The 25558-nt window shown below is 67.0% G+C and carries 24 protein-coding genes; 15 read left to right on the top strand and 9 right to left on the bottom strand.

Annotated elements, in window-relative coordinates; genetic code table 11:
• Nucleotides 1-20 precede the first annotated feature (20 nt).
• Together LG306_RS07365 and tdh are read left to right on the top strand one after the other, a co-directional pair.
• Nucleotides 21-1211 (top strand): glycine C-acetyltransferase, encoded by a 1191-nt coding sequence (locus LG306_RS07365; RefSeq protein ID WP_295168600.1) that lies wholly within the window; start codon nt 21-23, stop codon nt 1209-1211.
• A gap of 117 nt (nt 1212-1328) precedes the next feature.
• Nucleotides 1329-2369 carry an L-threonine 3-dehydrogenase gene (gene tdh, locus LG306_RS07370; protein ID WP_199059180.1) on the top strand — a complete coding sequence of 347 codons (1041 nt, stop codon included), beginning with the start codon at nt 1329-1331 and terminating at the stop codon, nt 2367-2369.
• A gap of 17 nt (nt 2370-2386) precedes the next feature.
• Here tdh and LG306_RS07375 read toward each other — a convergent pair whose 3' ends face one another.
• Nucleotides 2387-3409, bottom strand: a complete 1023-nt coding sequence (locus LG306_RS07375) for a DNA topoisomerase IB (RefSeq protein ID WP_404419397.1) — start codon at nt 3407-3409, stop codon at nt 2387-2389.
• Nucleotides 3409-3753 carry a hypothetical protein gene (locus LG306_RS07380; RefSeq protein ID WP_404419399.1) on the bottom strand — a complete coding sequence of 115 codons (345 nt, stop codon included), beginning with the start codon at nt 3751-3753 and terminating at the stop codon, nt 3409-3411. The genes LG306_RS07375 and LG306_RS07380 overlap by 1 nt, the downstream gene beginning before the upstream one ends.
• Nucleotides 3754-3844: 91 nt before the next feature.
• Here LG306_RS07380 and rlmJ point away from each other — a divergent pair, with 91 nt between their 5' ends.
• Both rlmJ and LG306_RS07390 read left to right on the top strand, forming a co-directional pair.
• Nucleotides 3845-4660: a 23S rRNA (adenine(2030)-N(6))-methyltransferase RlmJ gene (rlmJ, locus tag LG306_RS07385; RefSeq protein WP_404419401.1), complete on the top strand. Its 816-nt coding sequence runs from the start codon at nt 3845-3847 to the stop codon at nt 4658-4660.
• 22 nt (nt 4661-4682) lie between these two features.
• The gene (locus LG306_RS07390; RefSeq protein ID WP_404419403.1) at nt 4683-5414 is read left to right on the top strand and encodes a type 1 glutamine amidotransferase; all 732 of its coding nucleotides are present in this window, start codon (nt 4683-4685) and stop codon (nt 5412-5414) included.
• Here the strand turns inward: LG306_RS07390 and LG306_RS07395 are convergent.
• Complete coding sequence (locus LG306_RS07395; protein ID WP_404419673.1) at nt 5411-6469, bottom strand: YeiH family protein; 1059 nt, start codon at nt 6467-6469, stop codon at nt 5411-5413. The two genes, LG306_RS07390 and LG306_RS07395, sit on opposite strands and share 4 nt — an antisense overlap.
• A 79-nt stretch (nt 6470-6548) precedes the next feature.
• Between LG306_RS07395 and LG306_RS07400 the strand changes: the two genes are divergently transcribed.
• Nucleotides 6549-7424 (top strand): LysR family transcriptional regulator, encoded by an 876-nt coding sequence (locus LG306_RS07400; RefSeq protein WP_404419405.1) that lies wholly within the window; start codon nt 6549-6551, stop codon nt 7422-7424.
• A gap of 147 nt (nt 7425-7571) precedes the next feature.
• Here LG306_RS07400 and hemF read toward each other — a convergent pair whose 3' ends face one another.
• Nucleotides 7572-8453, bottom strand: coding sequence for an oxygen-dependent coproporphyrinogen oxidase (gene hemF / locus LG306_RS07405; protein WP_404419675.1), 882 nt, complete (start codon nt 8451-8453; stop codon nt 7572-7574).
• Nucleotides 8454-8555: 102 nt separating this feature from the next.
• Between hemF and LG306_RS07410 the strand changes: the two genes are divergently transcribed.
• Entirely contained in the window at nt 8556-9815 is a 1260-nt protein-coding gene (locus LG306_RS07410; protein ID WP_404419407.1) for a dipeptidase, read from the top strand.
• On the opposite strand, the gene LG306_RS07415 is transcribed toward LG306_RS07410, so the two are convergent.
• Nucleotides 9806-10261 (bottom strand): tRNA (cytidine(34)-2'-O)-methyltransferase, encoded by a 456-nt coding sequence (locus LG306_RS07415; protein ID WP_404419409.1) that lies wholly within the window; start codon nt 10259-10261, stop codon nt 9806-9808. The two genes, LG306_RS07410 and LG306_RS07415, sit on opposite strands and share 10 nt — an antisense overlap.
• A 193-nt stretch (nt 10262-10454) precedes the next feature.
• Here LG306_RS07415 and petA point away from each other — a divergent pair, with 193 nt between their 5' ends.
• The 5 genes from petA to LG306_RS07440 all read left to right on the top strand — a co-directional run bounded on the left by petA (nt 10455) and on the right by LG306_RS07440 (nt 16746).
• Entirely contained in the window at nt 10455-11012 is a 558-nt protein-coding gene (gene petA / locus LG306_RS07420) for a ubiquinol-cytochrome c reductase iron-sulfur subunit (protein WP_045810115.1), read from the top strand.
• 16 nt (nt 11013-11028) lie between these two features.
• Nucleotides 11029-12333: a cytochrome b N-terminal domain-containing protein gene (locus LG306_RS07425; RefSeq protein ID WP_039245598.1), complete on the top strand. Its 1305-nt coding sequence runs from the start codon at nt 11029-11031 to the stop codon at nt 12331-12333.
• Nucleotides 12334-12338: 5 nt separating this feature from the next.
• Nucleotides 12339-13211: a cytochrome c1 gene (locus tag LG306_RS07430; protein ID WP_404419412.1), complete on the top strand. Its 873-nt coding sequence runs from the start codon at nt 12339-12341 to the stop codon at nt 13209-13211.
• 151 nt (nt 13212-13362) lie between these two features.
• Nucleotides 13363-15030 (top strand): M28 family metallopeptidase, encoded by a 1668-nt coding sequence (locus LG306_RS07435; RefSeq protein ID WP_404419414.1) that lies wholly within the window; start codon nt 13363-13365, stop codon nt 15028-15030.
• 72 nt (nt 15031-15102) lie between these two features.
• Nucleotides 15103-16746 (top strand): M28 family peptidase, encoded by a 1644-nt coding sequence (locus LG306_RS07440; RefSeq protein ID WP_404419416.1) that lies wholly within the window; start codon nt 15103-15105, stop codon nt 16744-16746.
• Between the two features lie 3 nt (nt 16747-16749).
• On the opposite strand, the gene LG306_RS07445 is transcribed toward LG306_RS07440, so the two are convergent.
• Nucleotides 16750-18180 (bottom strand): short-chain fatty acyl-CoA regulator family protein, encoded by a 1431-nt coding sequence (locus LG306_RS07445; protein ID WP_404419418.1) that lies wholly within the window; start codon nt 18178-18180, stop codon nt 16750-16752.
• A gap of 156 nt (nt 18181-18336) precedes the next feature.
• Between LG306_RS07445 and aceA the strand changes: the two genes are divergently transcribed.
• A complete protein-coding gene (aceA, locus tag LG306_RS07450; protein ID WP_017504162.1) occupies nt 18337-19617 on the top strand; it encodes an isocitrate lyase in 1281 nt (426 codons plus the stop codon).
• A 19-nt stretch (nt 19618-19636) separates the two neighbouring features.
• On the top strand, nt 19637-19846 hold the full coding sequence (locus LG306_RS07455; protein ID WP_017504161.1) for a hypothetical protein: 210 nt from the start codon (nt 19637-19639) through the stop codon (nt 19844-19846).
• Nucleotides 19847-19914: 68 nt separating this feature from the next.
• On the opposite strand, the gene LG306_RS07460 is transcribed toward LG306_RS07455, so the two are convergent.
• Together LG306_RS07460 and LG306_RS07465 are read right to left on the bottom strand one after the other, a co-directional pair.
• The gene (locus LG306_RS07460; RefSeq protein WP_404419421.1) at nt 19915-21045 is read right to left on the bottom strand and encodes a hypothetical protein; all 1131 of its coding nucleotides are present in this window, start codon (nt 21043-21045) and stop codon (nt 19915-19917) included.
• Nucleotides 21046-21128: 83 nt separating this feature from the next.
• Complete coding sequence (locus LG306_RS07465) at nt 21129-22064, bottom strand: ribose-phosphate pyrophosphokinase (RefSeq protein WP_404419423.1); 936 nt, start codon at nt 22062-22064, stop codon at nt 21129-21131.
• A 190-nt stretch (nt 22065-22254) separates the two neighbouring features.
• Here LG306_RS07465 and LG306_RS07470 point away from each other — a divergent pair, with 190 nt between their 5' ends.
• Together LG306_RS07470 and recN are read left to right on the top strand one after the other, a co-directional pair.
• Nucleotides 22255-23109, top strand: a complete 855-nt coding sequence (locus tag LG306_RS07470) for an outer membrane protein assembly factor BamD (RefSeq protein ID WP_038293489.1) — start codon at nt 22255-22257, stop codon at nt 23107-23109.
• 76 nt (nt 23110-23185) lie between these two features.
• Nucleotides 23186-24883, top strand: coding sequence for a DNA repair protein RecN (gene recN, locus LG306_RS07475; RefSeq protein ID WP_404419426.1), 1698 nt, complete (start codon nt 23186-23188; stop codon nt 24881-24883).
• 51 nt (nt 24884-24934) lie between these two features.
• Here recN and LG306_RS07480 read toward each other — a convergent pair whose 3' ends face one another.
• The gene (locus LG306_RS07480; protein WP_404419428.1) at nt 24935-25522 is read right to left on the bottom strand and encodes a hypothetical protein; all 588 of its coding nucleotides are present in this window, start codon (nt 25520-25522) and stop codon (nt 24935-24937) included.
• Nucleotides 25523-25558 lie beyond the last annotated feature (36 nt).

The following is a 25558-nucleotide window of genomic DNA, read 5'->3' on the forward strand; positions in this document are numbered from 1 at the left end:
ATCGGCGTAGGTCGCGGCCCATGACCCAGAGCTTCTACGACCGCGTCGCCGGCGAACTGTCCGAGATCGACGCCCAGGGCCTGACCAAGCCCGAACGCATCATCGCCTCGCGCCAGGGGCCTGTGATTCAGGTGGCCGGACGAGACGTGCTGAACTTCTGCGCCAACAACTATCTGGGCCTGGCCGGCGACGAGCGCGTGACCCAGGCCGGTATGGCGGCGCAAGCGAAGTGGGGCGCGGGCACCGCGTCCGTGCGCTTCATCTGCGGCACGCTGGAAATCCACAAGGAACTGGAAGCGGCCATCGCCGCCTATCTCGGTTTCGAGGACGCCATCCTGTTCGCCGCCGCGTTCGACGCCAACGGCGGTCTGTTCGAGCCGCTCCTGGGCGAGAACGACGCCATCGTCTCCGACAGCCTGAACCACGCCTCGATCATCGACGGGGTTCGGCTGTGCAAGGCCAAACGCTATCGGTTCGCCAACTCCGACATGGACGAGCTGGAGAGCCGTCTGAAGGAGGCCCGCGCGGCCGGCGCCCGCGACATCATCATCGCCACCGACGGCGCCTTCTCGATGGACGGCTATATCGCCAAGCTGGATGAGATCCGGGCGCTGGCCGACAAATACGACGCCCTGATCATGGTCGACGACTGCCACGCGACCGGCTTCCTGGGCCCGCAAGGCAAGGGTTCCTTCGCCCATCACGGGGTCGAGGTGGATTTCGTCACCGGCACCTTCGGCAAGGCTCTGGGCGGCGCCATGGGCGGCTTCATCTGCGCCAAGAAGTCGGTGGTCGAACTGCTGAAACAGCGGGCGCGGCCCTATCTGTTCTCCAACGCCCTGGCGCCGGCCGTGTGCGGGTCAAGCCTGGAGGCGATCCGCATCGCGCAAGGCGCCGAGGGCGATGCGTTGCGAACCCGCCTGTCGGCCAACGCCCATCGCTATCGCGGGGCCATGTCGGACGCGGGCTTCACTCTGCTGGACGGCGAACATCCGATTATCCCGGTCATGCTGGGCGACGCCAAACTGGCGCAGGATTTTGCGGCCCGTGCGCTGGAGCTGGGCGTCTATGTGATCGGGTTCTCGTTCCCCGTCGTGCCGCGTGGCCAGGCCCGCATCCGCACACAGATGTCGGCGGCGCATAGCTTCGACCAGATCGACCGCACGGTGGAAGTGTTCACCCAGGCGGGTCGGGAACTGGGCGTCATTTAGCCCCTTTCGCCCGCCATCGACGAAGACCAAGCGGCGAGGAGGCGTGGGGCCTCAGCCGCCGGTTTCGGGATGAACCCGGAGCCACGATTTCAGGGAGTTGAGACTATGACCGACACGATGAAGGCCCTGGCCAAGACCGCGCCCGGCGTCGGCCTGGAACTGATCGATGCGCCGATCCCCGAGGCGGGACCGGAGGATGTGCTGATCCGGGTGCATCGCACCGCCGTCTGCGGCACCGACATCCACATCTGGAACTGGGACGAATGGTCCCAGAAGAACGTCCCGACCCCGATGATCACCGGCCACGAGTTCGCCGGCGAGATCGTCGCCATCGGCAAGGACGTCGATCGGCCGCTGAAGATCGGCCAGCGCGTTTCGGCCGAGGGTCACGTCATCGACCTGAACTCCGAGGCGGCCCGCGCCGGTCACTTCCACCTGGATCCGAAGACGCGCGGCATCGGCGTGAACCGTCAGGGCGCCTTCGCCGAGTTCGTCGTGGCCCCGGCCTTCAACGTCATCGAACTGCCGGACGACGTGCCCTATGAGATCGGCTCGATCCTCGATCCGTTCGGCAATGCCGTTCATACGGCGCAGCAGTTCGACCTGCTGGGCGAGGACGTGCTGGTCACCGGCGCCGGCCCCATCGGCATGATGGCGGCCGCCGTGGCGCGGCACGCCGGCGCGCGCACCGTGGTCCTGACCGACATCAACGACTTCCGGCTGGAGCTGGCGCAGAAGGTGGCGCCGGGCGTTCGCACCGTGAACACGACCAAGGAAGACATCCACGACGTGATGAAAGAGCTGGGCCTGAAGGTCGGCTTCGATGTGGCGCTGGAAATGTCGGGCTCGCCCATCGCCTTCAAACAGTGCGTCGACACCCTGATCATGGGCGGCGGCATGGCGCTGCTGGGCATTCCCGGCAAGCCGATGGAGACGGACTGGGGCGCGATCATCCTGAAGGCCTTGACCATCAAGGGCGTCTACGGCCGCGAGATGTTCACCACCTGGCGCAAGATGCTGGGGCTGCTGAAAGCCGGCCTGGACCTCAGCCCGCTGATCACTCACCGCCTGGGCTACGCCGACTACCGCGAAGGCTTCGAAGCCATGAAGTCGGGCCAGTCGGGCAAGGTGGTCCTGGACTGGGACAAGGCCGCCTGAGAGACGCGCAGCGCTGATCAGACAGCCAGAAGCTGTTTGATCAGGGCCTTCTCGAACCCTTTGGTTTCCGAGCCCGGTAAGGCCTTGCCGATTTCGCCGCTTTCGAACAGGTCGAAGACCTTGGGGTGGACGTAAGACGCGCGGCAGACGGTGGGGGTGTTGCCCAGCAGGCCGGCGACGGCCTTGACGCAGACGCTGATCTTTCGCTTAGCGTCGGTGTGCGAGGTCGGGGCCTCGGTGTCGCGCAGCGCCCGAGCCGCCGAGACGGTGCCGGCCCAGGTGCGGAAGTCCTTGGCCGAAAACTGTTCGCCCATCGCCTCGCGGATGTAGGCGTTCACATCGTCGGAATCGACCGGGCACAAAGTGCCGTCGGCCGCGCGGTATTTGAACAGTTGCTGGCCGGGCAGGCCTTCCAGCTGTCGCACGACCTTGGCCAGGCGGCGGTCCTTGACACTAACGCTATGGTCCTTGCCGCTCTTGCCGCGAAACTCGAACGTCAGGGCCGCGCCGTCGACGTCGATGTGGCGTTTGTGCAGGGTCGTCAGGCCGTAGCTGCGGTTCTGTTTGGCGTAGATGGAGTTGCCGACCCGGATCAGGGTGATCTCGAGAAGGCGCACGGCGGTGGCCAGCACCTTGTCGCGACAGACGCCGCGAAGAGCCAGGTCATGTTCGACCTTGTCGCGCAGTTTCGGCAGGTTGCGCGAGAAGGCCGGCAGCTTGTCGAACTTGTTCTCCGAGCGGGCCGTGCTCCAGTCGTTGTGATAGCGGTATTGTTTGCGGCCCTTCACGTCCCGGCCGGTGGCCTGGATATGGCCGTTGGCCTTGGGACAGATCCAGACGTCGGTCCAGGCGGGCGGAATGGCCAGGGCGCGGATGCGGGCCAGGGTCTTGGCGTCTGTAACGGTCTTGCCTTTGGCGTCGCGATACGACCAGCCCTTGCCGGCGCGGCGGCGCGTCAGGCCCGCGAACTCGTCGCTGCAATAGCTGAGGCCCTGGGGGACTTCGGCGGCGATGTCGAAGGCGTGCGATCCGTCGGCCATCACCCGTTCGCCTTTTCGAGGCGCTCATGCAGCCGTTTGATCCAGCGCTCGGCCGGGTCGCCGCCCCACAGCAGCCAGGCGATATAGCCGGCCGAAGGATCGGTGCGGCTGGCCCAGCCCTTGCCGTCCTTGTCCACGGTGTGGCGGGCGAAATAGCTGTAGATGTCCTTGATGTCCTTGTCCGAGACGGGCTTTTGATCCGCCAACTGATGGGCGCGGCGTACGCCGACCTCGGTGCCGCCCCGGTCGTGCTTGTCACGCAGGTCGAGGCCGCGCTTGGCCTGGGTCGCGACCCCCTTGGGCGGCTTGCGTTGCGCGTCGGTGAGGGTGGTTTTGGCGGCCATCGCATCTTTCCGTACAAGGACTTAGGCCGAACGCCGTGTCTGGCGCGCGAGTTCCGCTTGACCGCGCGGGCCGGGCGCGAGACGAGGCGGCATGAACTATCGCCACAGCTTTCACGCCGGAAACTTCGCCGACCTGGTCAAGCACGCCCTGGTGCTGTGGTTGGTGAAAGCGCGGCAGGCGGCCGGGCCGCTGACGGTGTTCGACACCCATGCGGGGGCGGGGCTGTACGATCTGTCGGGCGACGGCGCGCGGTCGAAGGAGGCCGAGGCCGGCGTGGCGCGGTTGATGTCTGCCGACGGGCGGACGCCGCTGATGGACACGCTGGCGGCCGAGGTCGCGGCGCTGAATCCCGACGGCGGGGCGCGGTTCTATCCGGGGTCGCCGTTGCTGATCGCGGACGCGCTGACGCCCGGCGGTCGCTACGTTGGGCTCGAGTTGAACCCGCCGGTTCGGGCCATGCTGGCCGAGGCGCTGACGGGGCGAGCGAACGCCGAGGCGCGCGAGGGCGACGGCTATGCGGCGGTGGCGGGGGAGGCGGCGAAAGTGCGCGGGCCGCTGGTGCTGATCGACCCGCCTTTCGAAAAGCCCGACGACTATATCCGCTCGGCCGAGACCGCGATTTCGGTGGTGAGGCGCGATCCGACGGCGACGGTGGCGATCTGGACGCCGCTGAAGGATCTGGAGACCTTCGACGGCTTCATTCGGCGGCTGCAGGGCAAGGCGGGGCCGACCCTGGTCGCCGAGGCGCGGCTGAGGCCGCTGACCAATCCGATGAAGATGAACGGCTGCGCCATGGTGGTGGTCAATCCACCGGCGGGCGCGGAAGCGGCCGCGACCGAGATTTGCGGCTGGGTCGCCGGGGCGCTCGGCGAAGCGGGCGGACGGGCCGAGGTCTGGACCTTCTGACCGCAGACACTAGGTTGATCGCATGACGCGCATCGCCATTCTGGAAACCGGACACCCGCCGGAGCATCTGAAGGACGATTTCGACGACTATCCGGCGCGGTTTCGAGCCTTGCTGGGCGAGGGCGTGCCGACGACGCGGTTCGACGTGCAGTCGGGGCAACTGCCCGAGGATCCGTCGGTCTTTCAGGGGGCCATCGTCACGGGATCGGCTGCGGGGGTCTATGACGACCTGCCGTGGATCCCGCAGCTGATCGACTGGCTGAGGGCGGCGCGGGGGCGGACGCGGCTGGTCGGCATCTGTTTCGGGCATCAGGCCCTGGCCCATGCGTTCGGCGGCGTGGTGGAGAAGTCGCACAAGGGCTGGGGCGTGGGGCTGCACCGCTATGACGTGCGTGAGGATGCGCCGTGGATGCATCCGCGGGCGCGGACGATCTCCATTCCCGTGTCGCATCAGGATCAGGTCGTCGCGGTTTCGGACGATGCGCGGGTGATCGCATCCAGCGGGTTCACGCCGTACGCCGGCCTTGCCTGGGGCGACGATGCGATCTCGTTCCAGTGTCACCCGGAGTTTCAGCCGGACTATGCGGCGGCCCTGATCGAGGGACGGCGCGGGGCGCGCATCCCGCATGATGTGGCGGATCAAGCGATCGACAGTCTGAAGCGGCCCAACGACCGGGCCGTGCTGACGGCCTGGATCCGCGCCTTCCTGCTGCTGACCCCGCCGCCGGTCGAGGATGACGGCAGCGGGATCTAGAGGCCCAGCAGCCGGATCAGCGCCAGCGCCAGCACCACAAGGGCGCCCAGCGACAGGATGACGGCGGCGACGACGCGGCCGCCGGCGCGGGCGACGGCGCGGATGTCGGTCTGGAGACCCAAGGCAGCCATGGCGACGACAGTCAGCAGGCTGGAGGCGGCGGCCATGGGCGCCAGCGCGGCATGCGGGATCAGGTCAAACGAGCGCAGGCCGATCATGACAAGGAAGCCGATGATGAACCAAGGCAGCAGGCGCGAAAGGCCGGGCTTTGCGGCGCCGGGCGCGCGCTCGCGGAAAATCAGCGACAGCGCGAGGATGACGGGGCCCAGCATCAGCACTCGCACCAGCTTGACCACCGTGCCGGTTTGCGTGGCGACCGCGCCGAAGGGCGCAGCGGCGGCCAGAACCTGCGGCACCGCATAGACGGTCAGACCGGCCAGGGCGCCGTATTGCAGGCCGTTCAGATGGATCAGGCCGCCCAGCAGGGGCAGCGCCAGAACAACGATCACGCCGAGCACGGCGGTGAAGGCGATGGAGGCGGCGACCTCTTTCCCATCGGCGTCGATGACGGGGGCGACGGCGGCGATGGCCGAGTTGCCGCAGATGGCGTTGCCGCAGGCGACCAGCAGGGCCATGCGCGCGTTAAGGCTTAGGGCGCGACCGACGCCGAAACCGACGATGATGGCGAGCGCGACCAGGGCGAAGATGCCCAAAACGAAGCCGGCCCCTAACGACGACAGGGTGGCGGCGCTGACCGAGGCGCCGAGCAGCACCACCGCGACCTCCAGCAGGGTCTTGGCCGAGAAGTCGATCCCGGCCTTGAACCGCGCATCGGGCGTCCAGGCAGTGCGGACGGCGGCGCCCAGCAGGATGGCCAGCACCAGCGGCTCCAGCCACACATGGCCGATCACATCGCGCTCGATGCTGGTCAGGCCGATGGCGGCCAGAGTGACCAGCAGGCACAGCATGACGCCCGGCCGGATCGTGCGCCCGAACGCCGTCACCGACGCCAAAGTGGGCGCGTGGAAGGGGGCGGGCAGGGCGGCGGACTTCATCGTCAAACGTGATGCGCCTGCCCTCGACGGCGGTCCAACGGATAGTTATGGTCGTTTTAATCCGATTTGGAGATCAATCGTGACCTTGGAACGCCTGCGCATCTTCGTCGCCGTGGCTGAGCGTGACCACGTGACGGCGGCGGCAAGAGCGCTGAACCTGACCCAGTCGGCCGTGTCGAACGCCATCGCCGCTCTGGAAGCCGAGCATGACGTGCGGCTGTTCGATCGGGTCGGGCGGGGCGTGGTGCTGAATGAAACCGGCCGCGCCTTCCTGCCTGAGGCCAAGGCGGTGCTGGCGCGAGCGGCGGCGGCCGAGGCGGCGCTGGCGGACATGAGCGCCCTGCGGCGCGGGCGTCTGGCGGTGTTCGCCAGCCAGACCATCGCCAGCTACTGGCTGCCGCGCCGATTGGTGGATTTCCACACGGCCTATCCCGGCGTCGAACTGGCGGTCGAGATCGGCAACACGCGCGAGGCGGCGCAGGCGGTGCTGAGCGGCGCCGCCGAGATCGGCCTGGTCGAGGGGGCGGTGGACGAACCGGCTTTGTCGCAGGTTCAGGTGGGGTCGGATCGGCTGGCCGTGCTGGTGACGCCGGACCATCCGTGGGCGACGCGACGTCGGCTGGAGGCGAAGGATCTGGCGGGCCAGCCCTGGGTGCTGCGCGAGGTCGGGTCGGGCACGCGATCGACGCTGGAGACGGCGGTGAGGGACATGGGGGGCGATCCCACGACCTTGTCGGTGTCGATGACCCTGCCGTCGAACGAGGCTGTGCTGGCGGCGGCCGAGGCGGGGGCGGGAGCCACGGCCCTGTCGGAAAGCGTGGCCTATGCGTCGGTGGCCGCCGGGCGGCTGGTGACGGCGCCCTTCACCCTGCCCGAGCGGCCGTTCCGCCTGTTACGACACCGCGAACGGTATCGCAGCCGGGCCGGCGACGTGTTCGTCGAGGCGATGGGATAATCCTCCCCCAATCCCGCTCATCCCCGCGAAAGCGGGGACCCAGTCCTTTGGGCGATCAATGTTTGGGCGGGTTCGAAGCTGTCATCCAGACAGTCGTGCGCACGACAACACTGGGTCCCCGCTTTCGCGGGGATGAGCGGATCTATCTTAGGGCCACTTCACCACCGGCGGCATGGACGACAGGATCGAGTCGACGTTCCCCCCCGTCTTCAGCCCGAACATGGTGCCGCGGTCATAGAGCAGGTTGAACTCGACATAGCGGCCCCGGCGGATCAGCTGTTCCTCACGCTCCTCGGCCGTCCAGGGCTCGGCCATGCGGCCGGCGACGATGCGGGGATAGACGTCCAGGAAGGCCAGGCCGATGTCGCGGGTGAAGGCGAAGTCGCGGTCATAGTCGCCGCTGTCGTGATGGTCGTAGAAGACGCCGCCGGTGCCGCGCGGCTCCTTGCGGTGGGGCAGATAGAAATACTCGTCGCACCAGGCCTTGTATTTGGCGTGCCAGGTCGGGTCGTGGGCGTCGCAGGCGGCCTTCATGGCGGCGTGGAAGGCGACGGTGTCGGGGTGATCCTGACGACGATCCGCCATCAGCACAGGCGTCAGGTCGCCGCCGCCGCCGAACCAGCCCTTGGTCGTGGCGATGAAGCGGGTGTTCATGTGAACGGCCGGAATGCGCGGGCTGACGGGATGGCAGATCAGGCTGATTCCCGTCGCGAAGAAGCGCGGATCGACGTCGGCGCCGGGCACATTCTTGGCGTAGTCGGCGGGGAAGGCGCCATGCACCGTCGAGACGTGGACGCCGACCTTTTCGAACAGGCGACCGTGCATCATGCCCATGACGCCGCCGCCGCCCTCGGGCCGCTCCCATGCGGTGCGGACGAAGCGACCGGGCTCGCCGGGAAACAGGTCGGCGGGGGCGGCATCCTCCAGCGCCTCAAAGGCGGCATGGATGCGGTCGCGCAGATGTTCGAACCAGGCGCGGGTCTCGACCTTCTTCAGGTCGAGCGGATCGGAGAAGACGGCGTCGCTCATGGCGCGCTTGAACCACGTCGCGGCGGCGGCGTCATCCGGACAGGTTGTCATAAGCAGAATCGCGGGCGCTAATGGCCGCCTGCCGTTTTCAGGAACCCGTCCATGATCCGCCGTCTCGTCTCCGTCGCCGTCGCCTCGCTCGCGCTGGGAGGGGCGGTCCAGGCCCAGGACGCCGATGAGGCTAGGGTGATGGCGATCTTGAAGACCACGCCCCTGATCGACGGGCACAACGACCTGCCGTGGGCGCTGCGACAGCAATATGGAAACGACGTTTACGCCATTGATCTGACGAAGAACCTGGCGGCGTCGACCAAACTGCATACCGATATCGCGCGCCTGCGGGCCGGGGGCGTCGGAGGGCAGTTCTGGTCCGTCTATGTGCCCGCCAGCCTGACACCGCTGGAGGCGGTCGAGGAAACCTTTGAGCAGATCGACACGGCCAAACGCATCATCGCCGCCCATCCCGACACCTTCGGTCTGGCGACCACGGCGGACGAGGTGGATGCGGTGTTCAGATCGGGCCGGATCGCCAGCCTGATCGGGATGGAGGGCGGCTATTCGATCGACGATTCCCTGGCCCTGTTGCGGGAATTCTACCGGGCCGGCGCACGCTACATGACCTTGACCCACTCCAAGACCACGACCTGGGCCGACAGCGCGACGGACGCGCCCAAATGGGGAGGCCTCAGCCCGTTCGGCGAAGAGGTGGTCAAGGAGATGAACCGGCTGGGCATGATGGTCGACCTGAGCCACGTTTCCGAGGAGACGATGCTGGACGCCATGCGCGTGTCCGATGCGCCGGTGATCTTCTCTCATTCGTCGGCGCGGGCGGTGACGGATCATCCGCGCAACGTGCCGGATCGGGTGCTGCGGATGATGCCGCAGGACGGCGGCATCGTGATGATCAACCTGGCCCCCGGCTTCGTGTCCGAGGCGGTGCGAGCCTGGAACGGGGCCAAAGCGGGCGAGGAGGCGCGGCTGAAGACCCTGAACCCCGGTGATCCCGGCGCGGTGGAGGCTGGGCTGACGGCCTGGACCGCCGCCAATCCGACGCCTCAGGCGACCCTGGCCGACGTGGTGGCGCATATTCATTACGTGCGCGAAGTGGCGGGCATCGATCACGTCGGCCTGGGCGCCGACTTCGACGGCATCGGCAGCCTGCCCCAAGGCATGGGCGGGGTGGACGCCTATCCGCAAATTCTGGCGGCCCTGATGGAGGCGGGCTGGACCGAGGCCGACATCCGCAAGATCGCTGGCGAGAATCTGCTGCGGGTCATGCGGGCGGTCGAGGCCGTTGCGGCGTCAAAGGCCGGCGAACGGCCGTCGATGGCGCGGCTGGAGCCCGCTTCGGCTCAGAACTGACCGACCCCGCCGGTCTGGCGCAGGCCTTCCCAGAGGGCGATGCCGGCGGTGACCGACAGGTTCAGCGAGCGCGCGTCGGGTCGCAGCGGCACGACGACGCGCGCGTCGGCGGCGGCGTGGACGTAGTCGGGGGCGCCGGCGCTTTCCTTGCCGAACAGCAGGGTGTCGTCAGGCTGGAAGACAAAATCGGGCAGGGGCGTCGCGCCCTTGGTCGTGAGCAGCACCATCCGCCCGGCCGGACGATCCGCCTGGAAGGCCTCCCAACCGGCGTGGCGGGTCATGTGGGACAGCGAGCCGTAGTCGAGCGCGGCGCGCTTCATGGCGCGGTCGTCAAAACGGAAGCCCGTCGGCTCGATCACATGCAGATCGACGCCGAAACAGGCCGACAATCGGATGCAGGCTCCGACGTTCTGAGGAATGTCCGGTTGAAAAAGGGCGAGACGCATTCTAAGGCCTGACATACGCGCGGCGAGGGGGTTTGTCGCGGTCTGTTTGCGAGCGTTTCGCAAGAAACGTCAGCAGCTTGCGTCCAACGCGGCGCAAGTCACGGGCCGTCGGGGATTCCCGGCGTCTTTTGTTGGTTCGTGCCGTGGCTGGGGACGCCCTTGGGGTCTTCTGCGGCGTTCGAGAGGTGGAAACGTGGCCGAATCGGTCGTGCATACGGAAGACGGTCACAGCCCTGAGGGCGGTGATCCCAATCGTCGGGACTTTATCTACATCGCGGCGGGCGCCGCAGCGGTCGGCGCGGGCGCCATGATCGCCTGGCCGCTGATCAATCAGATGAATCCGGCGGCCGATACGCTGGCGCTGGCGTCGATCGAGTTCGACCTGACCAAGGTTCAGGAAGGCCAGCAGGTCGTCATCAAATGGCAGGGCAAGCCGGTGTTCGTGCGTTACCGCACCCCGGCCGAGCTGCAGAAGGTCATCGCGGACGATCACGCGCCCGACCTGAAGCAGCCCCAGACCGACGCCGAGCGCACCAAGCCGGGCCACGAGAAATATCTGGTCGTCATCGGTTCGTGCACGCACCTGGGCTGCGTGCCGACCTTCGGCGCGGGCGATTACGGCGGCTGGTTCTGCCCCTGCCACGGCTCGCACTACGACGCCTCCGGCCGCATTCGTAAGGGGCCGGCGCCCCTGAACCTGGTGGTGCCGGAATACGATTATCTGTCCGACACCCGCGTCAAGATCGGCTGAGGACCAAGGGGGAATCATGAGCGATCACGAGAGCACCTACGTCCCGAAGACGGGCGTCGAGAAGTGGCTGGACACCCGGCTGCCGATCATCCGTTTCGGCGCGGACTACATGTCCCTGCCGACGCCGCGGAACCTGAACTACTGGTGGACCTTCGGCGGCATCCTGGCCCTGTGCCTGATGACGCAGATCGTCACCGGCATCGTCCTGGCCATGCACTATACGCCGAACGTCGACCTGGCCTTCGCCTCGGTCGAGCGCATCATGCGCGACGTCAACGGCGGCTGGCTGATCCGCTATGTCCACGCCAACGGCGCGTCGATGTTCTTCATCGCCGTCTATCTGCACATGCTGCGCGGCCTCTACTACGGCTCGTACAAGGCGCCGCGCGAGATGATCTGGATCATCGGCTGCGTGATCTTCTTCCTGATGATCGCCACCGCCTTCCTGGGCTACGTCCTGCCTTGGGGCCAGATGTCGTTCTGGGGCGCGGAAGTCATCACCAACCTGATCGGCGCCATTCCTGTGCTGGGCGAGCCGATCCTGATCTGGCTGCGCGGCGGCCCGGCGATCGACAATGCGACGCTGAACCGCTTCTTCTCGCTGCACTATCTGCTGCCGTTCGCGATCCTGGGCTGCGTCGTGCTTCACCTTTGGGCGCTTCACTCGGCCGGTCAGAACAACCCGGTCGGCATCCTGATCCCCAAGGATCGGGAGAAGAAGGACACGCTGCCCTTCCACCCGTATTTCACGGTCAAGGACGGCTTTGCGATCATCCTGTTCCTGATCCTGTTCGCCATCTTCGTCTTCTATCAGCCGAACGCTCTGGGCCACGCCGACAACTACATTCCGGCCAACCCGCTGCAGACGCCGGCGCACATTGTGCCCGAGTGGTACATGCTGCCCTTCTACGCAATCCTGCGCGCCATCCCGGACAAGTTCGGCGGTGTGGTGGCGATGTTCAGCGCCATCGGCGTGCTGTTCGTCCTGCCCTGGCTGGATACGTCCAAGGTGCGCTCGATGCGCTATCGCCCGACGATGCGGACCTTCTTCATCATCTTCCTGGTGGTGGGCGTGGGCCTGGGCTGGTGCGGTGGTCAGCTGCCTGACGCGCCGGTGATCGGGTCGTTCAAGACCTTCACCCTGATCGACGGCGACCTGAACTCCTACCTGTGGCTGACGCGGGTCTTCACCCTCTACTACTTCGTCTTCTTCCTGATCATCATGCCGTTGGTCGGGTTGAAGGAGCAGCCGCTGCCGATCCCGGCGACGATCTCCGAGCCGGTCCTGACCGGCGCCGGCGCCGTCGAGCACAAGGTCTGAAAATCATGACGATTGGAATGAAGACCGTGTCGTTCAAGACGATCATCGCCTCGGCCGCGATTGCGCTGGGCCTAATGAGCGCCGCTCCCGCCATGGCGTCGGGCGCCGCCGCCCATCCGCGCTCGGGCGGGTTCAGCTTCGAAGGGCCGTTCGGCACCTATGACCAGGGCCAGCTGCAACGCGGCTACAAGGTCTATCACGAGGTCTGCGCCGCCTGTCACAGCATGAACCTGATGCACTATCGGAACCTGGGCGACCGTCATGGGCCGTTCTGGAATCCGAAGTACCCGAACCCGAACGACAACCCTGTCGTGAAGGCTCTGGCCAAGGAAAATCAGGTCGGCGACATCGACAGCGAGACCGGCGAGCCGATCCAGCGCGACGCCACGCCGGCCGACAAGTTCCGCGCCCCCTATCCGAACGCCACGGCGGCGGCGGCGGGCAACGGCGGCGCCGCGCCGCCCGACCTTTCGGTCATGGCCAAGGCTCGTCACGACGGCGCCAACTACATCTATTCGCTGCTGTCGGGCTACAAGGCGGCTCCGGCCGGCCTGCAGATCCGCGACGGGCAGCACTACAACCCCTATATGGCCGGCGACCTGACGCCGTTCTGGACCGGCGATCACAAGCACGTTCCGCCCGGCGGCTTTATCGCCATGCCGCCGCCGCTCAAGGATGGCCTGGTCACCTATGACGACGGTTCGCCGCAAACGGTCGATCAATACGCCAAGGATGTCGCGGCCTTCATCGCCTGGACGTCCGAGCCGAAGATGGTCGAGCGCAAACAGGCCGGGTTCGGCGTGATGATCTATCTGCTGCTGTTCGCCGGCATCACCTATGTCGCCTACCGCCGCATCTGGAAGGGCGTCGCCCACTAAGGGCATCGCCGCCGGATCGAAATCGTAAGCCCGCCAAGGTTCGCCTTGGCGGGCTTTTCGTTTGCGACGAAAGGTCCGGGACGCAGCATCGACAGGGCGAAGTTCGCCCCCTAGGGTCGCGTATCGTTTCCGGCTGTGGGGCCTTCAGTTCATGCGTCTTGTCTCTTCTTTCGCCGCCGTTTTGTTGGCGAGCGCCGCCTTGTCCGCCTGCGCCACGGCGCCCAATCCCGCTGCGGTTCACACCGTCCCGACTTTCGATGCGGCGCGGATCTCGCAGGACATCAAGACGCTGTCGGACGACAGCTTCGAGGGCAGGGGCATCGCCACTCCGGCCGAGGACAAGGTCATCCGCTATCTGAGCGAAGGCTACGCCGCCGCCGGGTTCGAGCCGGGCGGGCCGAACGGCCAATGGACTCAGGACGTGATCCTGAATCGCTTCACCCAGTCCAACGTGCGGGCCTCGCTGAAGCTGGGCGATTGGACCCTGCCGATGACCCAAGGGCGCGAGGTCGCCATCTCGACCCGCCGCCCGGCCGAACACGTCAGCCTGAAGGATGCCCCGCTGGTCTTCGTCGGGTACGGCATCAACGCGCCCGAGCGGCAATGGAACGACTTCAAGGGCCAAGACCTGCGCGGCAAGATCCTGGTCGTGCTGGTCAATGACGCCGACTTCGAAGAGCCGGCGCTGAACACCTTCGGTGGCAAGGCCATGACCTATTACGGCCGCTGGACCTACAAATACGAAGAGGCGGCCAAACAGGGCGCGGCGGGCGTGCTGATCGTGCACGAGACGGCGCCGGCGTCTTACGGCTGGCAGACGGTCGCCAACTCCTGGGGCGTGCCGCAGTTCGACATCCTGCGCCAGAATGCGGCGGCCGAGCGCGTGCCGATGGAGGGCTGGATCCAGCGTGACGTGGCGGTCGACCTGTTCCGCCGCGCGGGTCTGGATTTCGAGGCGCTGAAGGTGCAGGCGCGCAGCCGCGACTTCCAGCCCGTCGCCTTGCCCGGCGCATCCTTCTCGACCGAGTTCAACGTGGCCACCAATCAGGTCACCAGCCACAACGTCATCGCCCGCCTGCCGGGCGCGACCCATCCGGACGAGACAGTCCTTTACACCGCCCACTGGGATCACATCGGCATGGGCGAGCCGGATGCGAGCGGCGATCGCATCTTCAACGGGGCGGTGGACAACGCCTCGGGCACAGCGGGCCTGTTGGAGCTGGCGCGCATGTTCGGCCGGGCGCCGCGCACCGAACGCTCCATCGTGATGATCAGCTTCACCGGCGAGGAAAGCGGCCTGCTGGGTTCGGAATACTATGCGGTGAACCCGATCTATCCGCTGGCCAAGACGGTGGGCGGGTTCAACATGGACTCGATGAATGTCTATGGCCGCGTCACGGGGCTGGGCGTCACCGGATATGGCCAGTCGGACTTCGACGAGCGTCTGGCGGCGGCGGTCCAGCCGCAGGGCCGATCGCTGGTGCCGGATTACGAGAATGCGGCCGGCACCTATTACCGTTCGGACCACTTCCCGCTGGCCAAGCGCGGCGTGCCGATGGCCTATGCCGGCAGCCGCGGCGAGTTCCGCGACGAACCGATCGCCGCGCGCGAGGCGGCGCGGTCGGAATACGGCGCCAAACGCTATCACCAGGCGGCGGATGAGTGGTCGCCCGACTGGGATTACAGCGGCATGATCGACGACCTGACGGTCTTCTATGATGTCGGTCGCGCCCTGGCGAACGGTCGCGACTGGCCGCAGTGGAAGTCGGGTTCGGAGTTCGCGCCGGTGCGCGCGACGACGGCCTCCGAACGCCGCTAGTCTTTTCACAAATCGAGATGGGGCGGGGAGGAATCTCCGCCCCTTTGTCATTCCGCCTGTCGAGTCATTTCAATGATCCATCGCCGTTCACCCCTGATCGCCCTCGCGGCGCTCGCGCTCGCCGCCTGCGCGACAACGCCAGTCGCATCGCCGGCGCCGAAGCTGGACGCCTTCGCCGTCGCCTCGGCCGCGACGCCTCAGTTCAGCGCCCAACGCCTGTCGGACCACATCAAATATCTGGCCTCGGACGAGATGGAGGGACGGTTTCCCGGCCTGATCGGCGAGCGGCTGACCCTGGCCTATCTTCAGGCGCAGTATGAGGCGATGGGGCTGGAGCCGGGCGGGCGCGACGGATCATGGCTGCAGCCTGTCGATCTGGTGCGATTTACGCCAGAGCGGGCGCCGACGGCGTCATGGGCCGGCGCGGACGGCGTCTCGCATCCGCTGGTCTCGGGGACCGATATCACGCTGCGCGCCGGGCCGGCCGACCCGGTTGTGAAGGTTCGGGAGGCGCCGCTGGTCTTCGCCGGTTACGGCATATCGGCTCCGCAATGGGACGACTATGGCAGCGCGGACCTGACCGGCAAGGTGGTGATCGTGCTGCGGGGGCAGCCGGACAGCATGGGCGCCGACCCCAACTTCTACGGTTCAGGGACGCACAAGACGCAGGAAGCCTTGAGGCGTGGGGCCGTCGGCGTCATCAGCCTTCAGGATGTCGATGGCCGTTGGCGGCGTGCGGTCGCCGGGGCGACACGGCCGCAGATGACGGTGAAAGGCGCCAAGGACGCCCGGTTCACTGGTTCGATCAATATGGAGACGGGAGCGGCCATCGGCGGGGAACCGCTGAGCGCCGCGCTGGCGCGCGCCAAGACGACGGGTCTGGGCGGGGTGATCGATCTGAACGCACGGCTCAGCGTCGATATCGCCGAGACCACCGAGGTCATCCATTCCAACAATCTGCTGGCCAAGATTCCCGGCACGGAGCGGCCTTACGAATACGTCTTCTATTCCGCCCACTGGGATCACGTCGGCAAGGCCAGGACGCCGAACGCCGAGGGCGACGACATCTTCAACGGCGCCTGGGACAATGCGTCGGGGACGGCCGGTCTGATCGAGATGGCGCGGGCGTTCAAGGCTGGGCCGGCGCCGAAGCGCACCGTGGTCTTCCTGCACGTCACGGCCGAGGAGCAGGGGCTGCTGGGGTCGGAGGCCTATGCCGCCGATCCGGTCTATCCGCTGGCCAAGACGGCGGCGGACATCAACATCGACATGCTGCCTTTTACGCCCGCAACGCGTGACGTGGCGGTGTTCGGGGTCGGCAAGTCGGAGCTGGAGGATATCCTGGGCCGGTTCGCCGCCGTGCAGGGGCGGGTGGTGACGGGCGACGGCTATCCGGAGGAAGGCTTCTACTACCGCTCCGACCACTTCAACTTCGCGGCCGGCGGGGTGCCGGCCCTGATGCCGTGGACAGGCCGCGATTTCGTCGAGGGCGGGATCGAGGCGGGCAAGCCCTATTACGAGGGCGCGATGGCCAGATATTATCACAAGCTGACCGACGAATGGCGGGCCGACTATGACTTCACGGCCGCCTTGCAGAACCTGGACCTGCTGTATCGGCTGGGGCTGACGGTGGCCGACAGCGAAAGCTGGCCTGCGTGGAAGCCGACGGCCGAGTTCAACGCCATTCGCGACCGCACGGCCGATCAAAGGCGCTAGGCCTCAGGCCGCGCCGAAGGGATAGGGGCTGACGGACTTAGACCAGTCATCGACCGCCAGCGGGCGGTCGATGGGGGCGGCGGCGCGTTCGGCGCAGGGGTGACGGTGACACAGACGGCAGGCCGGGCCGATGGGCGTGACCTCAGGGTTCTGCAGGTCGATGCCGTGCGCGTAGGCCAGACGATGCGCGTGACGCAGTTCGCACCCCAGGCCGACGGCGAGGTCGTGGCGCTCGTCATAGCCGTCGTGGCCTTGCCGCTCGACCGTGCGGGCGAAGGTGAACCAGCGGCCGCCGTCTGGAGTCTCGATGATCTGGGTGACGATGCGGCCGGGCGTGCGGAAGGCCGAATGCAGCCGCCAGCGCGGGCAGGCGCCGCCGAAGCGCGAGAAGGGAAAGGCGCCGGCCGCATAGCGCTTGGAGATGTTGCCCGCCTGATCGACCCGCATCAGGAAGAATGGCACCCCGCGCGCCGTGGGACGTGACAGGGTGGTCAGGCGGTGGGCGGCCTGTTCGTAGCTGACGCCGAATCGGGCCTGGAGCCGGGCCAGGTCATAGCGGGTTTCTTCCGCCGCGCGCTGGAAGGTGGCGTAGGGCATCAGGGTCGCGGCGGCGAGGGTGTTGGTCAGGGCGACCTTCAGCAGGGAGCGTGTCGGTCCGTCCGGGGCGCCTGCGGTCTCCGCCAGCGCGTTGAGCGCCGGCCCGTGCTCGGCCAGGGTCAGTTGATAGGCGATGGCGAAGGCGCGCGAGGACGGCCCCAGGGTTTCCGACAGCAGCAGACGGCGGCGGTGCAGGTCGTAGCGGCGGGTCCACTCCACCATGACCTCGGCCGGCAGCGTGCGGACGCCCAGATCGTGTTTGGCCGCCAGCCGATGACGGGCGGCGGGTTCGAAGCCGTCGGCGTGGGCGGGCGCCTCGGCGGACAGGGCGTCGGACAGGGCCTCGCCCATCTGGTCCAGTTCGGGAAAATGGTTGCCGCGCGACTGGATGTATTCGCGCACCCATTCGGCGGGACTGGTCTCGATCGGGCTCTCGCCCGTCTCGGCGGCGGCGCGTGCGCGCGTGCGACCGTCGTCGAAGGCCTGATAGAGGCGCAGCAGGGCGTCAGCCATGCCGGGCGCCTCTTCCAGCAGTTGCACCAGTTCGTGCCGGGGCGCGGACAGGCCCTTGAACAGCGGATCGGTCAGGATTTCCGTGAGACGCGCCTCATCTGCTGCGCCACCCTGATTCAGCGCGCGTAAATCGACATCATAGGTGTCCGCAAGTCGCAGCAGGAGCTGGGCGGAGACCGGGCGCTGGTTGCGCTCTATGTGATTGAGATAGCTTGGCGAAACGTCCAGATCGGCGGCCATGGCGGTCTGGGTCAGCCCCAGATCGCGCCGCAGCCGCTTGAGCCGGGCGCCCAGAAACAGCTTGCGATCAGCGGCGGTCTTCATGACCGCATGATGTCACAATGTGACTGTCCAGGCAAAGTCATAATGTGACAAGATGACTTTGTTGGTGGGACTTGAGCTGTATAAGTTTTGACCGGCGCGTGTTCTTGTCTCCGAGACGGCGGCTGCGGCCGCGCCCTTCAGAGACCGAGTTCGACCATGACCACCTTCGCCGATCTGGTGCCTTCGCCCGCCGGCCGTTTCGACGGCATCGAGCGCCCCTACACCCCTGAAGACGTCCTGCGCCTGCGCGGCTCGGTGCCGATCACCCATACGCTGGCCGAGCGCGGGGCCAACCGGCTGTGGCAGTTGCTGCACGACGAGCCCTTCATCAATGCGTTGGGCGCCGTCACAGGCAATCAGGCCATGCAGATGGTCCGCGCGGGGCTGAAGGCCATCTATCTGTCGGGTTGGCAGGTCGCGGCCGACGCCAATACGGCCGGCGCCATGTACCCCGACCAGTCGCTGTACCCGGCCAACGCCGCGCCGGAACTGTGCCGCCGCATCAACCGCACCCTGCAACGCGCCGATCAGATCGAGCATGCCGAGGGCGGCGCCAAGCGCGACTGGTTCGTTCCCATCGTCGCCGACGCGGAAGCCGGTTTCGGCGGGCCGCTGAACAGCTTCGAGATCATGAAGGCCTTCATCGAGGCGGGTGCGGCCGGCGTCCACTTCGAGGATCAGCTGGCGTCCGAGAAGAAGTGCGGCCACTTGGGCGGCAAGGTTCTGATCCCGACCCAGGCGCATGAGCGCAATCTGGTCGCCGCGCGTCTGGCCGCCGACGTCATGGGCACGCCGACCATCACGGTCGCGCGCACGGACGCCGAGAGCGCCCAGCTGATCACTTCGGACATCGACGAGCGGGACCAGCCCTTCATCGATCGCGACAACCGCACGCCTGAGGGCTTCTTCCGCCTGAAGGAAGGCACGGGTCTGGACCACTGCATCGCGCGCGGTCTGTCCTACGCCAATATCGCCGACCTGCTGTGGTGGGAGACCAGCCATCCGGATCTGGACGACGCCAAGAAGTTTGCGGAAGCCGTCCAGAAGGCTCATCCGGGCAAGCTGATGGCCTACAACTGCTCGCCGTCCTTCAACTGGAAGGCCAAGCTGGACGACGCCACCATCGCCAAGTTCCAGCGCGAGCTGGGGGCCATGGGCTACAAGTTCCAGTTCGTGACCCTGGCCGGCTTCCACAGCCTGAACAACTCGATGTTCGAACTGGCGGACGGTTATCGCGATCGCGGCATGGCGGCCTATTCCGAGCTGCAACAGCGCGAGTTCGCCAACGAGGCCATCGGCTACACCGCCACGCGTCACCAACGCGAAGTCGGCACCGGCTATTTCGACCAGGTCGCTACGGTCATCTCCAACGGCACGTCCTCGACGACGGCGCTGAAGGACTCGACCGAGACTGCCCAGTTCACCCACGCGGCTTAACCCGGAAAGGAACCCGCAAATGGAACCGCTGACCCGAACCGAAGCCATCATCGACTTCTGCCTGGCGCCCCTGGCGCTCGATACCGGCACGGAGGCCGAACGTGAGGTGCGTCGTCGTCTGACGCACGTGCTGAGGACCTATCAGTCCAAGACCGCGGCGCCCGTCGCCGTGGACTTCTCGTCCATGCCGTCACAGGTCATCAACGAAGCGGCGCACGGTTACGAATAGGCCGATCGCCCAAGAAAAAGGCCCGCTCCGATCGCTCGGAGCGGGCCTTGCTCTGTTCGAAGTGTCGCTTAGCGCGACGGCGTCGTGTTCAGCGATTGGGTGGTCGCAACCGCCGGGGTCGGGACGGGCGTCGCTTGCGGGACGGTGACGGAGATGGGCATGCGCGCCGGCGCGGCGCCGGTTTCCTGAGGGTCGCCGACGACGATCGTGGTGATCTGCGTCGCCTCGGTGGTGCAGGTCGCAAGGTCGCGGGTGATGTGACGACCCAGGCAGAAGATGTCCTCGTAGCTGGGGCGTGAGGCGGCCAAGCACTGGAACAGCATCAGCTTGGACATATCCATGCAGAACTCGCTGTTCGGCTCGTGCGTCAGAGCCTCGGTGTTGACCCGCGCCTCGTCGCCGCCGGAGCCCAGGGCGCCCAGAGCTGCGATGGCCAGCGAGCGTACGACGGCGGGGGTGTAGGGCGGACCCTTGCGCGACGGCTCCAATCCCAAACCCGTGCCGCTGTTGGCGGCGGCGAACAGGCGGCTCGATTCCTCCGGCGACGGCAACATCTTCACGGCCGACAGGGTCTTTGCACTTTCCAGCCGCACTTCACGGTTCGGAATGGGCGTGATGGCCCATTGGCGGCGCGGATCGCTGCGGCCCTGGATGGTATAGGCGTCCTGCTCGATCGCCTCGGCGATGGCGCGCATGGCGATGGCGTCCTTGCCGACGGTCGCCGAGATCAGGCCAGCGGCCGCATCGGCGCCGGGCAGGGTGGCGGCATAGGCCGGGTCGGCGACGATCTGGGCGACCATGCGCTGACGCTGGGCCGGATCGATCGCATACTGCTGCACGCCGGCGACGAACTCGGGCGATTGCAGGGCGATGATGGCGCCGTAAGCGATCAGGCCGCGCGACAGCTGGTCGGCGTCATAGGCTGAACCCTTGCGCAAGGCGGCCTGAATCGATTCCGCATCGGGGAAGCCGCCCGGCTGGATCGTCTGGGCTTCGCGCAGGAAGGCGACGTAGATCGCGGCGGCGTCCGCCACGCCCTGATTCAGCGACACGGGGGGTGGCTTGCGGGCGGCCAGTTCCGCCGCCAGACGCTGGGCTTCCAGCTCGGCCTTTGAGGGTCCGCTCTCGCAACTGGCGAGCAGGACAGCGGCGGCGAGGGCGGCGGCCGAGAGGCCGCGGCTCAGTAGGGCCGTTTTCATGAAGACTTCCTCAGGCGATTACGCGCGCAAAAAGCGCCAATACTGTTGGCGCTTATAAGGCGGGCCTTATGGTTATCCGAAGGTTAATCGAACAGTTTCGACACCGATTCTTCGTTCGCGATCCGTCGGATAGCCTCTCCGACCAGCGGAGCCACGGAAACCGCTCGGATTTTCGGGCAGTTCAAAACTTCGTGGGGTTGCTCGATGGAGTTGGTGATCACCAACTCCTTCAGCGGGCCGTCGGTGATGCGCTGGACGGCGGGGCCGGACAGAACCCCATGGCTGATGTAGGCCGAAACCTCCGTCGCGCCTTGGTCGATCAGGGCCTTGGCGGCGTTGACCAGGGTGCCGCCCGAATCGACGATGTCGTCGAACAGGATGCAGCGGCGGCCCTGCACGTCGCCGATGATGTTCATGACCTCGCTCTCGCCCGCCTTGGGCCGGCGCTTGTCGACGATGGCGAGATCGGCGTCCAGGCGGCTGGCCAGGGCGCGCGCGCGCACAACGCCGCCGACGTCGGGCGAGACGATCATCAGGTCGTCGCCGCGGGCGTAGTTTTCCTTGATGTCCTGCGCCAACACGGGGGTCGCGACCAGATTGTCGGTCGGAATGTCGAAGAAGCCCTGGATCTGACCGGCGTGCAGATCCATCGTCAGGACGCGGTCGGCGCCGGCGCGGGTGATCAGATTGGCGACCAGTTTGGCCGAGATCGGCGTGCGGCCCCCGGTCTTACGATCCTGACGCGCGTAGCCGAAGTAGGGGATGACGGCCGTGATCCGCCGCGCCGAGGCCCGCACCAGGGCGTCGGTGATGATCAGCAGCTCCATCAGGTTGTCGTTGGCCGGATAGGAGGTCGACTGCAGGATGAAGACGTCCTCGCCGCGGACGTTTTCCTCGATGATGGCGAAGACCTCGTTGTCGGCGAAGCGCTTGACCTGGGCCTTGGTCAGGGGCGCATCCAGGTGGTCGGCGATCGCCTGAGACAGTGCGCGGTTGGAGTTGCCTGAGAGCAGCTTCATCGGCCGGTCATCCTTTCGCCGTCATCCGCCCCCCATGAACGGCGGTCGGTTGGCGCGCTCTTTACCAGTGGAGCCGGGCAGGGCAAGTCGTATGCTGAGTTTTCCTCGGCATGGCGCGGCTCGGTTGCGGGTGCTAGAGGTCGCCGCGTTGGTTTCCGGGGAACGGCTTCAGGGCCGTCCTTCACACGTCATGGGGTCGTCCTTGTCCGCTTCTAAGTTCCGTTCAGGCATGGTGCTGATGGCTGCGGCGCTCGCCGCAGTGACGATTTCAGGCTGCGCGGGCAAGAACCGCCCCAAGCTGGCCTATGAGGAACGTCCGGTCGAGGCGCTCTACAACACCGGCTATGATCGGCTGCAGCAGCGCCGCTGGTCCGACGCCGTCGATTATTTCCAGGAAGTCGAACGCCAGCATCCCTATTCGGACTGGGCGCGTCGTTCGATCCTGATGCAGATCTACGCCTACTATCAGAACAACGCCTATGCTGACGCCATCGCGGCGGCCGACAGGTTCATCCAGCTGTTCCCCGGCAATCCGTCGGCGTCCTACGCCTTCTATATGAAGGCGGTCTGCAACTTCGAGCAGATCACCGACGTAGGCCGTGACCAAGGTTACGCCACCGCCGCCCTGGCCGGTCTGAAGGATGTCTCGCGCCGCTATCCGGGCACGCCCTATGCATCGGACGCCGCCGTCAAGATCGACATGGTCAACGACCAGCTGGCCGGCAAGGAAATGAATATCGGCCGCTACTATCAGCGCGCCAACCAGCCGCTGGCGGCCCTGAACCGCTACAAGGCCGTGATCGCCAACCCGGACTTCCAGCGTACCTCCCATACGCCCGAAGCCCTTTATCGCCTGGTCGAGGTCAATCTTCAGCTGGGTCTGAAGGAAGAGGCGACGCGCAACGGCGCCGTGCTGGGCTACAACTATCCGGGCAGCCCTTGGTACGCTGAGGCCTATGCGCTGCTGACCGAAAACGGCCAGACGCCGGACAAGGCGCCTGAGGGCAAGCGCGAGAGCTGGCTGCAGCGGATCATTCCGGGCTGATCACGCGACGGCTTGTGCAATCCGGCGGGGATCGAGATTCTGTCGGTCATGATTCGTTCCGCCGGCGCCTGACGCGATGCTGACCGCCCTTTCCATTCGTGACGTCGTCCTGGTGGACGTGCTCGATCTCGAGGTCGAGAATGGCCTGACCGTGCTGACCGGCGAAACCGGGGCCGGCAAGTCGATCATCCTGGACGCGCTCGGTTTGGCGCTCGGCGGGCGCGGCGACGCTGGCCTGGTGCGCAATGGCGCCAAACAGGCTGTGGCCACCGCCGTCTTCTCCGCCCCCGACGATCCCGATCTGCTGGATCTGATCGCCGACAAGGGGTTCGATGTGCAGCCGGGGGAAGATCTGATCTTTCGCCGCGTCTTGGGCGCCGACGGTCGCAGCCGGGCCTATGTCAATGATCAGCCGGCCGGTGTGACGGCCGTGCGAGAGATCGGCGCGGCCCTGGTCGAGGTGCATGGACAGCATGAGACGGTGGGCCTGCTGGACTGGCGAACGCACCGCGCGTCGCTGGACGCCTACGGCGGGCTGCAGCCGCAGTTGTCGGCGGTCGCCTCGGCCTCCACCAAGCTCAAGGCCGCCGAGGCCAGGCTGGCGGAGCTGAAGGCGCAGGCGGCGGACGCCGATGCGCGGCGTGAAGAGATCAGCCTGAACCTCTCCGAACTGGATGCGCTGGATCCTCGCGCCGACGAAGAGACGGAACTGGCAGGCGAACGCGCCCTGCTGGGCGCGGCCGAAAAGGCCATCGCGGATCTGGGCGACGCGCGCACCCAACTAGGCGGCGACAAGCTGAGCCAGAAGCTGGGCGCGGCGTTGAGGGCTGTCGAACATGCGCGCCAGCGGGCAGGGCAAGCGGGCGCCGAGGGCGACCATCCGGTCATCGTCAAACTGTCGGCCGCCGTGGAGGCGATCGACCGCACCATGGTCGAGGCGGCGGAAGCCCTCGCCGCCGTGGACGCCGCCGCCGACGCCTTCGACTATGAGCCCGGCCGTCTGGACAAGGCGGAGGAGCGTCTGTTCGCCCTGCGCGCCGCCGCCCGCAAGCTGCACACCACTGTCGATGCCCTGCCGACCCTGCGCATTCGCCTGCGCGAGCAGCTTCGGCTGATTGAAGATGGCGAGGAGGCGCTGACCAATGCCGGGCGCGAGGCGGCCGAGGCGGCGGAAGCCTATGATCTGGCGGCCACTTTCCTGACCTCGGCGCGGGAAGCCGCCGCCGAGCGTCTGACCGCCGCCGTCATGGGAGAACTGGGTCCGCTGAAGCTGGAGCGCGCGCGGTTCCGCGTCGCGCTGGATCCGATCGAGGGCCGACGCGGGCCGGACGGCGTCGAGACGGTGCGGTTCCAGATCGCCACCAACGCCGGAACCGACTTCGGCCCGCTGGACGCCATCGCCTCGGGCGGCGAACTGGCGCGTTTCGCCCTGGCGATGAAGGCTGCTCTTGCGAGCCGCGAGGACATGCGTCAGCCCGTGATGATCTTCGACGAGGTCGATCAGGGCGTGGGCGGCGCGGTGGCCGAGGCTGTGGGGTCGCGCCTGAAACGCCTGTCGAGCGGAGCCCAGGTCCTGGTCGTGACCCACAGCCCGCAGGTCGCCGCGCGCGGCCATGCCCACTGGAAGGTGATGAAGGCCGACCGCGACGGCCTGACGACCACCACCGTCGTCGCCCTGGACGACCAGCGCCGTCAGGAAGAGATCGCGCGCATGTTGTCCGGGGCTGAGATCACCGACGAAGCCCGCGCGGCGGCGCGGGCTTTGATCGGGTAAGACAAAACCCCCGGAACGCATGCTCCGGGGGCCGCCAAAGTCTACTCACGATCAGTTGGGCTTGGCGCCGGCGTTGGCCGTGCCGTTTGCGCTGGCGCCGGCCGACAGCGCAACGCCGCTGCGTGAGGCGGAAGCCGAACCGTTGGCCGAGCCCGAGGTCGCCGCATCGCCGCGCGAGGTCGAGGCGGAGCTGGATGCGTCGCCCGAAGCCGAGCCGGAGACCGAGGCGGAGTTCACGGTCGACACGGCGCCTTGAGCCAGACCGGACGCGCGATCACGTGCGGCGCCGGCGGTGGTTTGCGCCGTGCCGACCGTCGTCCTCGCCGTCGAGGCTGCGGCGTCGCGGGTGCGGGCCGCCGTGGCCTCAGCGCGTGCGCGGGCCTGTTGAGCGCGGCGTTCGGCGCGGGTCAGGGTGGAGGTCGCACGATCGGTGACGCGCGAGCTGTCCAGCGAACCACCCAGGTTTCCGGTCAGAGAGCCGGCGCCCGTTGCGCCGCCGGTCAGACCGCCGACCTGGCCGCCCAGGCTGCCGCCGAGATTGCCGCCCAGACCGCCCGAGCCGCCCAGGATTTGAGCCTGCGAGGCGCCGGCCAGCATCAGGCCGAAGGCGACGGTCGCGGTCATCAGGGTCTTTTTCATCGTCGTATCTCCTGTTGTTCCGGGCTTTGATCGCCC

This window comes from Brevundimonas vesicularis (genome assembly GCF_044807075.1).
In the GTDB taxonomy this organism is placed as follows: domain Bacteria; phylum Pseudomonadota; class Alphaproteobacteria; order Caulobacterales; family Caulobacteraceae; genus Brevundimonas; species Brevundimonas vesicularis_G.